Source organism: Streptomyces sp. NPDC041205 (assembly GCF_055591765.1).
The window spans coordinates 222,700-236,574 of sequence record NZ_JBVIZH010000008.1 but is presented as its reverse complement, the minus strand read 5'-3'; the positions used below and the strand labels follow the sequence as shown (position 1 = coordinate 236,574).

The window sequence follows — 13,875 nt, the reverse complement described above, 5'->3', positions numbered from 1 at the left end:
CTCACCCCCCTTCGACGAGAGCACACAGGATGGTCAGATCGTCACCGGTCCGTCCGGCCTCCGGCCCGGAGAGGCGGCGGCGCAGGGGCTCGGCGTCCCCGTGGTTCTCGCGGAGCGTGGCGGCGAGGCCGAGGAAGAAGCCATCGGCCGGTAACGGCCCAGCGTCCGGGGGGAGTTGGTGGACGGCGGGGTGGTCGAGGGTGAGGGCGGCGCAGCCGTCGGTGGCCAGGACCACCCCGGCGAGGTCCGGCTCCCAGACGACGAAGGTGCGCACGCGCAGGGCCGCGCCGGGGGAGGAGAGGAAGGGGGCGGGCGCGGTGGGCGGAGGCAGGATCAAGTGGCAGCGGTCGTCGCGGGTCAGCAGGGTGCCGAAGCCGTCGCCCAGCGAGACGAAGGCGGTCCAGGGCGGGGCCACGACCGCCGCGGTGAGGGTGGCTGCCAGCGCGCCGGGGTCCGCCGCACCCGTGTCCGCGCCAAGGGCCCCCGAGGCCGTGCCCGGGCTCGCTGAACCGGTCTCCGCGCCCGGCACCCCCGCCGCCGCGCCGGGGCCCGCTGCGCCCGCATCCGTACCCGTCACCCCCGCCAGCGCGCCGGACCCCACCGCACCCGCACCCCCGCCCAGCACCCCCGCCACCCCGCGCAGGTACTCCTCGACCACCCGCGCCCCGCGCCCCGCGATCCACCGGGTCCACGCCTCCGGCGTCGCCTCCGCACCCGGTATGCCCTCCGCCAGCAGGCGGCAGGCCGCGTCGACCGCCAGGTGGGCGCCCAGGGCGCTGCGGTCGCGGCTGCCCGCGCCGTCGGACACCGCGAGGACCGCCGTGTCGCCCAGGTCGACGGCCTTGAACGCGTCCTGGCAGCCTTGCGCGTTCGCGAGATGGGCGGTGCCCTGGACGGAGGCGCCCGCGATGATCACCTGAGGTCCCTCTCCAGGCGGTCCATCCGGGCGAGCCGGGCGGCGCGGTCGTTGACCTGCTGGTGGATGACGTCCGCGTCCTGGTCCGGGCTGCTGTCGTCCGTGCTCTGGAACAGCAGGTCGAGGATCCGGCCGAAGTCCAGGTCCGCCAAGGGGGACGTGGCCTTCGGCGCGAGGACCCGGAGCATCGGCAGGTCCGCGCCGTGCACCCCGATCACCTGGAAGACCCACTCGCCCCGCACCTCGCCCTGACGCACCCGCCCCGCCGCGCTCTCCAGGGCCGTCGCGTCCAGGGGGCGGCCCTGGGCGTCGCTCGGCGCGCCGTCCGTCAGGACCCACACGAAGGGACGCCGGACCGGAACCCGCTGTCGTTGCAGGGCGCGGTAGCGGGCGCGGGCCAGCTCCAGGGCCGTCTCCACGGCTTCCGTGAGCCGGGTGAGACCCTCGGCGCGCAGCGTGGGCGGGTGCATGCTGTCGACCGGGACGAAGAGCCGGTCGGTGGCGGCCTCCTCGACCGGGACCAGGCGGCCCGGTCCCGGATCGTAGACGCGCACGGCCGAGTCGAAGGTGAGGAGGCAGACCTCGACCCGGGTGCGCAGGCGCTCCTGCGCGCGGACCCCGTCGAACCAGCGGTTCAGCGCGCGGTTCAGCTCGTCGATCCGCGGGTGCTCCTCGGGGCGCCCCATGGAGGCGGAGGTGTCGAGGAGGAGGAGCACGGGCTGCCGTTCCTCGTACCCGCTCCCGAACCCGATGCCGTCGACGCTCATGCGGCCGTCCCCTCCGTGTCGTCGGCGTGGGCCACAAGCCGCCGCCGTCCGGGATCGTGGCGCACGGTGACGTCCGTGCCCGGCGGCAGCCCCGGCGGTTCGGGCACCATGCGCAGCAGGACACCGTCGACGAGTACGTACGTGTCCGGGGCGGGCCAGGTCACCGTGCGGCCCGCGCGGCCGTGCGCCCATGCAGCCATCCCCCCGGTCATAGGGTCACGGTAGGTGGCGTCGTCCCCAACATGCTTGGTCCTTACGTGAATTGACACCGCGTCGATATCGGTGGCTGCGGAGGTGCGGGCCGCCGGGGTAGGCTCCCCCGATGTGTTTTCCCCGGGCGGCCCGCCTCTTCAGTGAAGCGGACCGGCCGGGCGCGGACTGGTCGTGACCCGGTCGGGTCCTGGCCGGGCGGCGGGCCGGATGGTGGGCCGGGTGCCGGGTTCAGCGCCGCAGCGGCTCCTTGATCGCCGAACGCAGCGGTTCGAGGAGCTGGTTGGTCTCCTTGATGCCCTCCGGTGAGCCGAGGTCCGGGATGCCGCGGTGCGGCAGCGCTTCGAGGGGGCCGCCCACACGGTCCGCGAGGCGGTCTCCGAAGAGCACGAGGGCCCGCTGCGACGGATTGCGCCGCGACTCCCAGATCATCCCCATGGCCTCGGGCGCCTGGGCCCGGATCTCCCGCGCCCAGAGCCGCGTGCGCGCGTAGTGCTCCGGACCCTCGCTCTCCAGCAGGAGGTTGTCCTGGCAGACGGCGGCGAGGGCCGCTCCGGAGCGCAGCGAGACCAGCCGCAACTCGCACCGGGTCCGCACCGGGTTCAGCGACTTGCCCCGTACCCACCGCCAGGGGACCAGCCGCATGCTGGTCTCCTGGTCGAAGGCGACCGAGCGCAGCAGGGTCTCGGCGAGCGCGGTCTCGGGGTCCGTCGCGGCGTACAGGCAGGGGTAGGGATCCTCCGGCGTGCCGTGGAAGCGGCCGGGCGCGGGGTCGTCGGCGTCGAACGGCTTGAACTGCTCGGCCGCGAACCGGGACGAGTGCATCCGCCACAGATGCGCACCGGCGGGCAGCATCTCCCAGTGCGGCCGGAAGCGGTACGCGGAGGGCGCCACGGTGGTGTCGTGCATCAGCTTCCCTCCGCCAACGCCACGGCCGCGCCCACCAGTTCACGGTCCGGCCGGATGCCGAGGAGGGCGGCGGGCGGACCTCCGCCCAGCCAGGGATTGCCGCTCAGCCACCAGTCGGCGGCGCCCCACGGGTCCGCGTCGGCGAGCAGCACCCGGTTGACCTCGAGGACGACCTCGTACGGCGCGCCGCCGCCGGGCTCGAACTGGAACTCCGGGTAGCGGTCGCCCCGTTCGGGGTCGTCGAGCCGGATCAGCTCGGGGGGCGGCGGGGCGCCGCCGTACCGGGTGCGGACCTCGGCGGCCGACAGGGCGGGCGCGCGCAGCAGCCGGTCCTCGGCGGCGGCGATGACGGCCGCGGTGTCGGGGGGCGGGTCCGGGTCGGGCGTGATCCGGGCCAGAAGGACCCGCGACCGCAGGACGGCGAGGTGGCCGACCGGTGCCGGACCTGCGAGCCGGACGGAGTCCAGGGCCTCCCTGACGGGATGGTCGAACGGCAGCGGCACCAGGGACAGGCGTACGGCCTGGAAGGCCCGGCGCGCGGCCCTGGCGTCGCTCGTCGGGATGTCGGCGAGCGCGCGCAGGCGGGTGAGCAGCAGTTCGTACTGCTCGTCGGTCAGCTGGTCGCGGACGCTGTCCAGGTGTTCGTCGACGAGGCCGAGCACCTTCGCGCCGTCGTCCTCTCCCCGGTTCATACGCCCCCCTCTCCCCGGCCGGGGTGGCCCTGATGGATGAACGCGGCCCAGACGGCGGGCCGTTGGAGGTCGGGGCGACCGACGTCCCCTCGCAGCTCCGCGCTCAGGCATCCCGGATCCTGCCGCTCCGGGTCGAGCATCCACAGCTGTGCGGCCCGCAGCGCGTCGACCGGGCTGAGCCCGGCCCGCAGATGGTGGTGGAAGACCGTCATCAGGAGCATCGACGCGCCGTCACGCGCGGTCCACCGCGACCCCACGACATCGCGTGCGCCGCCCGAGACGAACGCTGTGGTGAGGGTCAGGGCCTCGTCGTGGTCGCGGGTGCTCAGGTCGGTCTCGCAGGCGCTCAGGACGATCAACGGGCCGTCCGGTGCGTCCTGTTCGGCGGGCTGCGGGCGGTCGAGGAGGCGCGTCACGGTGAGTCGGCCGATGCTCTCGCCCGGCTCGGTGGGGGCGAGGTGCAGGGCCGACTCCGTCGGTCGTGTCCCCGCCATGCCGTGCGTGGCGAGATGGACCATCGAGTGGTCCTGGCCGAGGAGGGCGAGCACCTGGTCGGGGGTGCCGGTCGGCACCGAGTCGGGCGGGAGCGTGGCGAAATCGCCGTACAGCCGCGCCCCCGGATAGAAGGCGTTGCGCAGCTCCAGGACCTCGAGTTCGGCGTACGTCAGCGAGATGCTCGGGTCGGCCACCATGGCCGGGGCCGAGATGGGGTCGCGCGGCGCGCGTTTCGCCGTACGCAGGAACTGGCTGCCGGAGGCCGCGTAGCTGATCACCAGGGCCTCACAGAGGTAGTCGTGGGGGGCGTCCGCGGGGAAGCGGGCCGCGTGCCAGGGCACGAGCCCGAGGCGGCCGCAGGGGACCAGGACGACCCGGGGAGCGCGGTGTTCGGCCGCGTCCCGCGGGAGGTGTTCCGTGAGGCCGGGCAGGACATGGGCGAACACTTCGTACGCCCAGTCGCACAGGTCGGCCAGGGCCTTCTCCCAGACGCGTTCCGCCGCTTCGTCGACGTGGTCCGGGGGGCGGGCCGCGGCCGCGTCCAAGTACCGCTCCAGCGGGGCGCTCCGCGCCGCGGAGAGCGCGGGCAGCGGGCCCACGCCGACACCGATCTCGGGGCCCACCGCCAGCACCATGCCGGGGGCCTCGCCGTCGCTGCCGGGCACCAGATAGATGAGGGCGTCCGCGCCGGCCTCGCCCACGCCGTCCGCCAGTTCGCGCAGGGTGGGGGTGGCGAACAGCCCGCCCTCCTGCCGGTAGCCGAGGGCTTCCAGGGCCTGGCGGCGCAGGGTGCTCGGGAGCTCGGCGGGCAGCTCGGCGCTGTCGGCGGCGCCGGACTTCCGCCAGGCGGCGGCGAGTTCGGGATGACCGCGCTCCGCAAGGAGTTCCGGTACGGCCCGGGAGGTGGCTGCCGCCTGTAGCACCAGCGCCCTGCCCAGTTCGAGGGCGGTCACCGCGTCGGGCACCCGCTCGTGCGCGGCGGCCCACAGGGCGGCCCGCAGGCAGAGGGAGGCACCGGTGCGGGCGGTCGTCAGACGGTGTTCGGCGCCGTGCTGGAGGAGGACGTCGGCGGCGAGGGTGGCCATGGCCTCGTTCGCCGTGTCGGTGACGGCGTCCGCGTCGGGCTCGCTGTGCTCCCGGTGCCAGCGGGCGCGGTAGGAATCGGCGAGCGACCACAGGGAGTCGGCGGCGACGCGCGGGGCCCGGCCGTGCCGGATGTGCTCGCGGAGCCGTTCCAGGGTGGTGATGGCGGCATCGAGGTCCGCCGGGTCCTTGGTGAAGTCGTAGCGCATGCGGAGGCGGGTCGCGGCGGAGTGCAACTGGTCGGCGGGCGCGTCCGCTGGCGGCACCTCCCGGTCCGGGATGCCGCTGCCTTCGCCGCTGAGGAGCGAACGCATGGCCGCGGCCTCGGGAGCGATGGCCGCGAGTACGTCGTCCCCGATGGGGAGCTTGCTGTTCCCCGCGGCCGTCCTGCCCTCGTCGAGGTCCGCGAGGCCGCCCAGGAGCAGTTCCTTGTCCTGGGTGCACCGGCCGAGCAGCATGCGGGCCATGGCACGGGCGAGGACGGCCACCGCGCGCAGGGCATGGTCCTCGGGAACGGTGTCGGCGAAGGCCTCGGCCCTGGCCAGCAGGGCCCGGAGCCGGTCCACGTCCTCGGTCTGCCCGGCGGTGCGGGCCTCGGCCATCAGCTCCATCGCGTCGGCCATGACCGGGAAGAGGTCGGCCATGGGGATCGGGCTCTGGGACTTGCGCCGCAAGTAGTCGGTGACCGTCCGGGTGTGGGCGAGGCCGAGGGCCTGGTCCTGAAGGGTGCCGCCGGCGCCGTCGCTGACGCCGAGCAGCAGTGCCATCAGTCCGTCGAGGGCGTCCTTGTCCGGCATGTCGTCCGGCAGCCCGTCCCGGGCGGCGCGCAGCCGCCCGAGCTGCTGGTTGAGGGCGGCCGGGTCGCCGCCACCGGCATGGTTCACGAAGTCCACGGACGTGGTCTGGACGGCCTGCCAGGCGGCGAGGAGCCGACGGACTTCGTCGGGGGTGCGGGGCGCGGCCGGGGCGTCGGCGTCGGCGGGGGCGGTGTTCGAGGAGCCCGGGGCGTCGGCGGCGGAGGTCCGGGTGCGGGCGTTGTCCTCGGCGGCAGGGGACGGAGTGTTGGCGGCAGGGCCCGCGGCGTGGTGCGTGGTGCTCGTGCCCGCGTCGGTACGGGGCGCCGTGCCCGGACCGGCCTGCGGACCCGCGCCACCGGTCATCGTCGCCAGCAGGTTCATCATCGTCTGCCGCAGCTGGTCGGTGCCCGGGAGCCCGTCGTCGGGTACGAGGCTCGTGAACAGCTCGGTGAGCCCGGCGGCGGAGGGCTGGGTGTGGAGGTCGCGCACCTGCCGCAACTGCCCCAAGGTCTCCGGCGGCAGCGGGAGTTCGGCCGCCTCGGTCACCAGTTCCTGGACCTCGGCCGCGAAGGCGGCCATCCCGCTCGGCCCGTTCCGCATGATCATGTCGAACAGGGCGGTCGCGTCCGGCTCGGGCGCGAGCCCGCCCAGCATCTCCTGCAGCGGCATCGCGTGCGTCAGCAGGAACAGCGCGGCCCACCGCCTGTCCTCGGTGCGGGCCGCGGCTCCGATCGGCGTCGCCGGGTCCCGTGCGGCCCGCAGCATCGTGTGCGCCCGCTCCCGGTCCTCGGGGGTGCCGCCCCCGGCGGCGTGGCGCAGGGTGAGGGCACCGCCGAGCCATACGGTCACCGAGCCGCGCAGCTGCGGATCGTGGTCCAACAGGTGGGAGAGCGCGTCGAGTTCCGTGATCGACTCGTCATGGGCGCGCGTCGGTACGGCGACCATGGGCGGCGTCGGCAGCAGCGCCTTCGCCCGCTCGACGGCCTCACCGGCCCAGGCCCGCACGGCCTGTACGCCACCGCTCTCCTCTTCTTCCCCCACCGGCACTCCTGACGTCCTGATGATCCCAACAGACCGTTCCTGCCTCCATGATGACGAGATGTCAGCCCTGATGAAGCCCGATCGCCGAGCTTTTCGTCCGGTGCCCGATCAACGCCCGGAACTCGCCCGGAACGCGCCCGGACCGGTTCGGGCGGAGCGTGACTCGGGGGCGGTGGAGGGGCCCGGCCGGGACGGCCCCTAGGCTCCGAGGTCCGCGCGCATCCCCCTGCGCAGCTCCCGCAGCCGTTCCCACAGCGCGTCGATCTCCCCCTGCGCCGCGTCGAGTGAGTCGCCCGGCCGGGGAACGCCGTCGTCCAGGCGCCGGAGCCGGCCGTAGAGGGCGCCGAGCGCGTGGGTGGCCTCTCCGGCGAGGGCGAGTACCGGGTCGGGCAGCCGCATCTGGGCCTCCGCGTACACGTCCCGGTGCAGGTCCCGGGCCTCGGTGAGGCGTTGTCGTGCCGCGCGTGGATCCTCCGCGCGGGCCAGGGCGTGGGACTGGTCGGTGAGGGCCGCCAGGTACTGCCGCGATGCCGTGTTGAGCGCGATGCAGCAGGCGCGGCGCTCCTCGGTCTCCCTGGCCCATGCCTGGGTCCGCTCGGCCCGCTCCTGTTCGCGCTGCCGACTGCGCTCGGCAGCGCGCTGGGTGAGCAGGGCCGACAGCAGGGTTCCGAGCACGCCGACGACTGCCACGATCAGCGCGCCCGCACCAGTGACGTCCATCGCCCTCACCCCCGTGCCGCCGCACACCTCCAGCGAACCGGCGCCGTGCGTCCCGGGGAACCCCACGCCCGAGGACCACCCGACCTTCGCCCGGGTCCCGCCCGGCCGATACGAACGGCGAGGCGTGGTTCGAGGTCCCGCGTCTCCTCGGCGCCGACCGTCACCGGCCCTGCCCGGTGGGCGTGCCGTCCGTTCCGGCGAGGGTGGAACGCAGGGTCTGGGTCCACCAGTGGAGCGTGCGGTCGCGCGCGGCCGCGTCCAGTGCGACGCTCCTGCGGAACTCGGCGCCGAACAGGGGCTCCATCGCGACGGCCTGATGCAGTGCGGCCACCGTGAGCTGGACGGTCTCGCGGGCAGGGGGCGTCCGGCCGGTGTCGGCGCAGGTGGCCCGCGCCTGGGCGTGCAGGCGGTCCACGGTCTCGTCGAGCAGTCCGCTGCCCGCGTCCCGCCAGCCCGACTGGTGCAGCGCGAGGGCCAGTTCGGCGTAGCCGTCGGTGTAGGGCGCGGACAGCGCCCGCACCAGGTCGGCCGGGTCGGCGGGCCCGTCGATCCAGGTGTCCAGGGCGGCGCGCAGCTCGGACTTGAGCTTCTTCCCGCCGAAGCGCAGCAGCGCCGACAGCAACTGCTCGCGGTTGCCGAAGTGGTGGTTGACCGCGGCGTCGGACACCCCGACCGCGGCGGCCACGGCCCGCACCTGCACGGCCGCCGGGCCGCCCGCGGCGAGCAGTTCGCCCGCGGCCTCCAGGATCAGTCGCTTGGCCTCGTCGGGTGTACGTCGTCTACGGGTAGCCACGCCACAAGCTTACCTTGACGGTCCAAGGTAAGAGGCTTACCTTGGGGCCTCAAGGTAAGGGGGGCGGTGCGGTGAACGAACAGACCTCGGTCCCGTCGATGACCGATCTCGCGGCATCGCTGGGCGTACGGATCCACGATCCGGCACCGCCGCGCGACCTCTTCCACTCCCGCGCGGGATGCCGCCTGCACGGATTCGACTGGGGCGGCCCCGGCCCCGAAGTCCTGCTGTTGCACGGCGGCGGACTGAACGCGCACACCTGGGACTTCGTCTGCCTCGGCCTGCGCGGCGCCGCGCGGCTCGTCGCACTGGACCTGCGCGGCCACGGCGACAGCGACTGGTCCGACGACTACCGGATCGGCGCGATGGCCGAGGACGTGGTCGCCGCGGCGGACCACCTCGGCTTCGACCGGGTGCGCCTGGTCGGCATGTCGCTCGGCGGCGTGGTCGCCGCCCACGTCGCCGCCGCGCACCCCGGCCGCGTCGAGCGTCTCGCGCTGATCGACGTCGCACCCGGCGTCGACTTCGAGAGCACGAAGCGGGTACGGACCTTCATGGCGGGTCTCGGCCCGGTCGACGCACTCGACGCCGTGGTGGACGCCGCCCTGCGCGTCAATCCGCGGGCCGACCGCGGATGCGTCACGTACCGGATGCGCGCGCTGTTCCGCCGCGCGCCCGGCGGCGCGTGGGTGCCGAAGAGCGATCCGCGTCCGCCCGACTTCCCCGCCATCCTCGCCGCCATCGACCGGCTCGCCGCCCAGCTCACGGGCCTGCCGGTGCTCCTCGTGCGCGGCGGGCGCAGCAAGGTGCTCCCGCAGTCCACCGCCGAACGCCTCGTCGAGCGCGTACCCGACGGCGAACTCGTGGTGGTGCCGGACGCGGGTCACAACGTGCAGGAGGACAACCCGGCCGCGCTGATCACCGCGCTGCACGCGTTCCTGACGTCCTGACGCCCTGACGCTCTGACGCCCTGACGTCAGGGGGCTCCGAACACCGAGCGGAATGCCGGACTCCGCACGGCGCGCCGCTGTCGGCGACCTCGTGCGAGTCAGCGATCCACCCTGACCGCCTCGATGACACACATGGGGCCCGCAGTCTCGACGGTGCGGGTCAGCTCGAATCCCGCGCCCGCGAGCAGTCCGCGCCAGTCCTCCAAGGTGCGCTCGCGCCCGTCGAGCATGCCCATCATGGTCAGGTCCAGCATGGTCGCGATCTCGGGCGCGGGGCCGCGCCCGAGGACGGTCTCGACGAGCAGGAGCCGGGCGCCGGGGGCCGCCGCCTCGTGGACGCGCTCCAGGATGCGGGTGCTCTGCTCGTCGTTCCAGTCGTGGAGGATGAAGCAGGCGAGATACGCGTCGGCGCCCTCCGGGACGGCCTGGAAGAAGTCGCCGCCCCGGGTGTCGACCCGGTCGGCGACGCCGGCCCGGCTCAGGGTGGCGTGCGCGGCCCGTACGACATGAGGCAGGTCGAAGACGGTGCCGCGCAGGTGCGGATGGCGCCCCGCGAGGGTGGCGAGGCCCGTGCCGTCGGCTCCGCCGATGTCGACCAGGTGGCCGACGCCGGTCAGGTCGAGGGCGTCGATCGCGTCCCGGCGGACGGCGCGCATCAGGTCGCCCATGGCGGAGCTGAAGCCCGCGACCCGGTCCGGGTCCTCGCCGAGCCAGTCGAAGAACGGCTTGCCCAACTCCCGTTCCGCGGCGGGCACTCCGTCGTGCAGCGTGGACCACAGCCGGCCGAAGGGCCGGTAGTGGGTCTCCATCCACATGAGGGCGACGTCGCGGACGGACTCGTCGGTGTCGCTGCGCAGGGTGTGCCCGAGCGCCCCGAGGGCCACGGAGTCCCGCTCCTCGTCGTAGGCGAAGACCTGCTCGGTGGCGAGGGTCCGCAGGAGTCGGCGCAGCAGGTCGGGCCGGAGCCCCGTGGCCTCGGCCACCGCGCCGACCGGCCGGGGCCCGCCGACCAGCTCGTCGGCGACCCCGGCGCGGGCCGCGACGTACAGGGCCTGCGAGATCTGGAAGCCGCCGAGCAGCCGCAGTATGGCGACAGCGGGGGTGCGGGTGGTCGTGCCGGGGGCGGATGCGCTCGTCGCAGTCATGATCACATCCCTACCCGGCAGGAACGCGCATGCCTCGACGGGAAGCCCCTTCCCCGCAGTCGCTCACCACGATCGGCCGAATCACGCCTGCCGCCCCTCACCTCCGCACGCAGTGACCGAGGCGGTTCACAGGCCCGCGCGGGTGAACATCAGGTGCGTGACTCCGCTGGGCGTGGAGACGGCCTCGACCTCGTAGTCCTTCTCCAGGCCCTCAAGACCGTCCCAGAGGCGCACGCCCCGGCCGAGCAGGATCGGGACCACCACGAGGTGCATGTGGTCGACGAGACCGGCGGCGAGGAAGTCGCGAATCATGGTGGGACCGCCGCCGAGGCGCACGTCCAGGCCGCCCGCGGCCTCGCGGGCCTGCTCCAGCGCCTCGGCGGGCGAGGCGTCGATGAAGTGGAACGTCGTGCCGCCCTCCATCTCGATCGAGGGCCGCGTGTGATGGGTGAGGACGAAGACCGGCGTGTGGAACGGCGGGTTGGGGCCCCACCAGCCCTTCCACTCAGGGTCCTCGTGCCAGCCGGGGTGGCCGAACTTCCCGGCCCCCATGATCTCGGCGCCGATCCCGGGAGCGAACAGCCGCACGAGGGCGTCGTCGACGCCGCCCGTGCCGCCAGTCCGGCCCAGCATCCGGCGGCCCCACCGAGTGGCGAACATCCAGTCGTGCAGCCGATCCCCGGCGTGGCCGAACGGCGCGTCGAGGCTCTGGCCCTCACCGGTGGCGAAACCGTCGAGGGAGAGGGAGACGTGCTGGACGCGGGTGAGTGACATGGCGGGTGGTTCCTTTCCTGTTCTGCGGCCGGTTCCTGTTCTGCGGTCGGTCGGAACGGATTCCTGTCCTTGGGGCGGTCGAGTTCCCATGGTCGGCGGAGTTGCGCGGTCAGGGGCGGCGGTGGGGCGGCGCGGCGGCTACTTCGGCGGGTTGAGCTTCCGGAAGTACGTCCAACTGGTCTCGTTCGGCTCGCTCCACTCCCGCGGGGCGCAGGCGAACTTCGGCTGGTGGTCGGCGATGTAGGCGCGGGTGCGCTCGGGGACCTCGGCGTACGAGGCGAGCTTGCGGCCCCGGCAGTGGAAGGTGAGACCGCCGGGCCGCTGCCCCCGGGCCATCCAGGGGAGCCACGGGGACATCCGCGTCCACGACATGGCGGCCGGGACGCCGGGCGCCGGGCCCGCGAGGTCGGCGCGGTCGGCGAAGAACTGGAAGAGCTCAAGGGCCTTGTACGTGTCACCGGCCGAGTGCACGGGATACTGGGCCACCGGCAGGGGCGAGGGGTAGGACAGCGGGATCTCCAGGCTGAAGCAGACCTGGCCGCCGAGCTCGGTCGTCGGTATCGGGAAGGGGCGCCACTTCTGGTTCGCCGGGTCGTTCCAGATGTGCGTCACCGGCAGGTCCTGCCAGGTCTCCAGGATCTCGCGGGTGCCGGGGTCCAGGAAGAAGGCCGCCTCGCGGGTGAGCAGTTGATACGCGTCAGGACCGGCCTCGGCGTCCTGGACCAGGCGGGCGACATTGAGCCCTTCGAAGCCGAACACGCGCTGGTACGGCTCGTCGGGCGCCCAGGAGTGCACATCCCCGGACCACCAGTACGTGACCTCCTCGCCGTCGAGCGAGGCGCGGGTGCGGGCGAAGGAACGGAGCAGCTCTGCGGGAGTCGTCATACGGACCACTCTGCGCGGTCGCGGCAGGGCGGGATCAGCCGGGGCGCGATCGGCCGGAAAGAGTCGGCAAGATCCACAGCACCCCGGCGCACGAGCAGGGGTGCGCGCCCCACGCCGACACTTGCCGCCCCGGTCGGCCGCACGCCCGGGCCCGGGCCGATTTTCGGGCCAAGGCCCCCGACTCCATGAGAGGGTGACTTCTTTGAGGCCGATGTCGGCGGTTTGCTGATCCCCCTTGGGGTGGAAGGGTTCTGACCTGGGAAACTCAAGCGTTCACGGACCATACTGGTCGGGCCCCGATCACCCACAGAACGATTTCATGGCCAAAAACACCACCTCATCGACCACCGCCCCCGACACCGCGTGGCTGGGGCGCGGGCGCCACCTCGGACCCGAGCCCGAGCAGGACGTCCGGCGCAACCTGATCGCCCTCAAGGCGGCCGGGGTGCTCGACGACTTCCTGGACCTCGAACCGGCCGAGGCGGCCCGCGCCACCGTGCTGCACCCCCGGGACGAGTCCGCCGACCCCGGCCCCCTCGCCCGCCGTCTCTTCGAGGCCCGCTGGCGCGTGGACGACGACGTCACGGTGCGCGCCCAGCTCACCACGTACGACCCGGAGAGCCGCCGCAAGGACGGCGACGGCGTCACCTGGATCCTCGCCGCCGAGGCGGAGCGGGCGTGGGACGCGCGTTGGCCCTCGCCCGCCACCATGTTCTGGCCCGACAGCGAGCAGGTCCCCTGGGACCACGACACGGTGCCGGACGTGCGGATGCGGGCGGCGAACCACCTGCCGAAGGACGACGACGAACTGCGCCGCAGGCTGCGGGACTGCACCCGGCAGAGCTGGTTCATCCACGTCGTGGTGCACGAGGCGATGACGCCGGACGCGGTCGGGCAGCAGCCGATCGCGACGTTCCTGCCGCCGGGACTGCGGCACCGGGTGATCGAGCACCGGGGCACGCCGGAGCAGGCGCAGATCGCCGACTTCGCGATGAAGCGGGAGCTGGGCGTGGGGATGCCGCGCGGCGGCGCCGTCGTCCTGTCCATGGTGCCGCGGAGCGAGGACTACGACGCCGACCGCTTCACGGTGCGCAGCGTCTTCCTCGACGGCTCGGAGCCGACCGAACTCCTCGACCGGATCCAGGAGTTCGCCGCCCTGCCGCGGCCGCTGCACGCCGAGGCCGAGCGGGCCCTGACGCGACTGCGCCACGGCTGGCACCTGCTCACCCCGGACGAGGAGCTGGTGCACGCCCAGGGCATGGTCACCAAGTACGCCGAGGCGCTGGACGCCATGACGAAGTCCCGTGACCTGTACCGCGAGGCGGCCGAGGCAGCGCAGGCCGCGCTGGCCGAGGTGACCGGCGGCGACGGCGCGGCCCTGCCGCCCGGCGCGGGGGCCGCCAAGACGGACGGCTCGCCGCTGAAGGCCCTCTCGAAGGCGTTCGGGCGCTTCCGGGACCCGAAGAAGTAGGGCCTGCCGCCACAGGCGGCCGGTGCCAGGGCGCGTTCGCTCCCGTCACGAGCGGCGAGTACGACGGCCGCACCTGTCGCGGCAACGGCGGGTTGAGCGCCGTGTGTTCGGCGGCCGCGTGGACCACGCGGCCGCCCACCACGGTCAGGGCCGACGCCGTCTCCGGGACGCGCTGCGCGGGCACGGTGAGGTAGTCCTCGCGGAGCACGTACCGGCCGGGGAGAGGG

General features: G+C 74.0%; 13 protein-coding genes. 2 read left to right on the top strand and 11 right to left on the bottom strand.

Features of this window, described 5'->3' with window-relative positions; all coding sequences use genetic code 11:
* Position 1 precedes the first annotated feature (1 nt).
* From ACZ6BG_RS30805 to ACZ6BG_RS30770, 8 genes are all read right to left on the bottom strand, one after another.
* Positions 2-916: a protein phosphatase 2C domain-containing protein gene (locus ACZ6BG_RS30805; protein WP_469007506.1), complete on the bottom strand. Its 915-nt coding sequence runs from the start codon at positions 914-916 to the stop codon at positions 2-4.
* Entirely contained in the window at positions 913-1,683 is a 771-nt protein-coding gene (locus ACZ6BG_RS30800) for a vWA domain-containing protein (RefSeq protein ID WP_469007505.1), read from the bottom strand. Before ACZ6BG_RS30800 ends, ACZ6BG_RS30805 begins: the two co-directional genes overlap by 4 nt.
* Positions 1,680-1,883, bottom strand: coding sequence for a hypothetical protein (locus tag ACZ6BG_RS30795; RefSeq protein WP_469007504.1), 204 nt, complete (start codon positions 1,881-1,883; stop codon positions 1,680-1,682). Before ACZ6BG_RS30795 ends, ACZ6BG_RS30800 begins: the two co-directional genes overlap by 4 nt.
* Before the next feature lie 241 nt (positions 1,884-2,124).
* Complete coding sequence (locus ACZ6BG_RS30790) at positions 2,125-2,802, bottom strand: RES family NAD+ phosphorylase (RefSeq protein ID WP_469007503.1); 678 nt, start codon at positions 2,800-2,802, stop codon at positions 2,125-2,127.
* The gene (locus ACZ6BG_RS30785; RefSeq protein WP_469007502.1) at positions 2,802-3,494 is read right to left on the bottom strand and encodes a hypothetical protein; all 693 of its coding nucleotides are present in this window, start codon (positions 3,492-3,494) and stop codon (positions 2,802-2,804) included. The genes ACZ6BG_RS30790 and ACZ6BG_RS30785 overlap by 1 nt, the downstream gene beginning before the upstream one ends.
* Positions 3,491-6,910 (bottom strand): CHAT domain-containing protein, encoded by a 3,420-nt coding sequence (locus ACZ6BG_RS30780; protein ID WP_469007501.1) that lies wholly within the window; start codon positions 6,908-6,910, stop codon positions 3,491-3,493. Before ACZ6BG_RS30780 ends, ACZ6BG_RS30785 begins: the two co-directional genes overlap by 4 nt.
* Before the next feature lie 198 nt (positions 6,911-7,108).
* The gene (locus ACZ6BG_RS30775; RefSeq protein ID WP_469007500.1) at positions 7,109-7,630 is read right to left on the bottom strand and encodes a hypothetical protein; all 522 of its coding nucleotides are present in this window, start codon (positions 7,628-7,630) and stop codon (positions 7,109-7,111) included.
* A 160-nt stretch (positions 7,631-7,790) separates the two neighbouring features.
* Positions 7,791-8,423, bottom strand: a complete 633-nt coding sequence (locus ACZ6BG_RS30770) for a TetR family transcriptional regulator (protein ID WP_469007499.1) — start codon at positions 8,421-8,423, stop codon at positions 7,791-7,793.
* A gap of 71 nt (positions 8,424-8,494) precedes the next feature.
* On the opposite strand from ACZ6BG_RS30770, the gene ACZ6BG_RS30765 reads away from it, so the two are divergent.
* Positions 8,495-9,373, top strand: coding sequence for an alpha/beta fold hydrolase (locus ACZ6BG_RS30765; RefSeq protein ID WP_469007498.1), 879 nt, complete (start codon positions 8,495-8,497; stop codon positions 9,371-9,373).
* Positions 9,374-9,471: 98 nt separating this feature from the next.
* Here ACZ6BG_RS30765 and ACZ6BG_RS30760 read toward each other — a convergent pair whose 3' ends face one another.
* From ACZ6BG_RS30760 to ACZ6BG_RS30750, 3 genes are all read right to left on the bottom strand, one after another.
* Positions 9,472-10,518 carry a methyltransferase gene (locus ACZ6BG_RS30760; RefSeq protein ID WP_469007497.1) on the bottom strand — a complete coding sequence of 349 codons (1,047 nt, stop codon included), beginning with the start codon at positions 10,516-10,518 and terminating at the stop codon, positions 9,472-9,474.
* A 126-nt stretch (positions 10,519-10,644) separates the two neighbouring features.
* Positions 10,645-11,292, bottom strand: coding sequence for a dihydrofolate reductase family protein (locus ACZ6BG_RS30755; RefSeq protein WP_469007496.1), 648 nt, complete (start codon positions 11,290-11,292; stop codon positions 10,645-10,647).
* A 138-nt stretch (positions 11,293-11,430) separates the two neighbouring features.
* Positions 11,431-12,177, bottom strand: coding sequence for a DUF1838 family protein (locus ACZ6BG_RS30750; RefSeq protein WP_469007495.1), 747 nt, complete (start codon positions 12,175-12,177; stop codon positions 11,431-11,433).
* 319 nt (positions 12,178-12,496) lie between these two features.
* On the opposite strand from ACZ6BG_RS30750, the gene ACZ6BG_RS30745 reads away from it, so the two are divergent.
* Positions 12,497-13,648 carry a hypothetical protein gene (locus ACZ6BG_RS30745; protein ID WP_469007494.1) on the top strand — a complete coding sequence of 384 codons (1,152 nt, stop codon included), beginning with the start codon at positions 12,497-12,499 and terminating at the stop codon, positions 13,646-13,648.
* The last annotated feature ends 227 nt before the right edge of the window (positions 13,649-13,875 follow it).

Excerpts from the sequence above, each read along its gene's own strand:
- ACZ6BG_RS30800 (WP_469007505.1), bottom strand. The coding sequence starts at position 1,683 with ATGAGCGTCGACGGCATCGGGTTCGGGAGCGGGTACGAGGAACGGCAG.
- ACZ6BG_RS30795 (WP_469007504.1), bottom strand. The coding sequence starts at position 1,883 with ATGGCTGCATGGGCGCACGGCCGCGCGGGCCGCACGGTGACCTGGCCC.
- ACZ6BG_RS30790 (WP_469007503.1), bottom strand. The coding sequence starts at position 2,802 with ATGCACGACACCACCGTGGCGCCCTCCGCGTACCGCTTCCGGCCGCAC.
- ACZ6BG_RS30785 (WP_469007502.1), bottom strand. The coding sequence starts at position 3,494 with ATGAACCGGGGAGAGGACGACGGCGCGAAGGTGCTCGGCCTCGTCGAC.
- ACZ6BG_RS30775 (WP_469007500.1), bottom strand. The coding sequence starts at position 7,630 with ATGGACGTCACTGGTGCGGGCGCGCTGATCGTGGCAGTCGTCGGCGTG.
- ACZ6BG_RS30760 (WP_469007497.1), bottom strand. The coding sequence starts at position 10,518 with ATGACTGCGACGAGCGCATCCGCCCCCGGCACGACCACCCGCACCCCC.
- ACZ6BG_RS30755 (WP_469007496.1), bottom strand. The coding sequence starts at position 11,292 with ATGTCACTCACCCGCGTCCAGCACGTCTCCCTCTCCCTCGACGGTTTC.
- ACZ6BG_RS30750 (WP_469007495.1), bottom strand. The coding sequence starts at position 12,177 with ATGACGACTCCCGCAGAGCTGCTCCGTTCCTTCGCCCGCACCCGCGCC.
- ACZ6BG_RS30745 (WP_469007494.1), top strand. The coding sequence starts at position 12,497 with ATGGCCAAAAACACCACCTCATCGACCACCGCCCCCGACACCGCGTGG.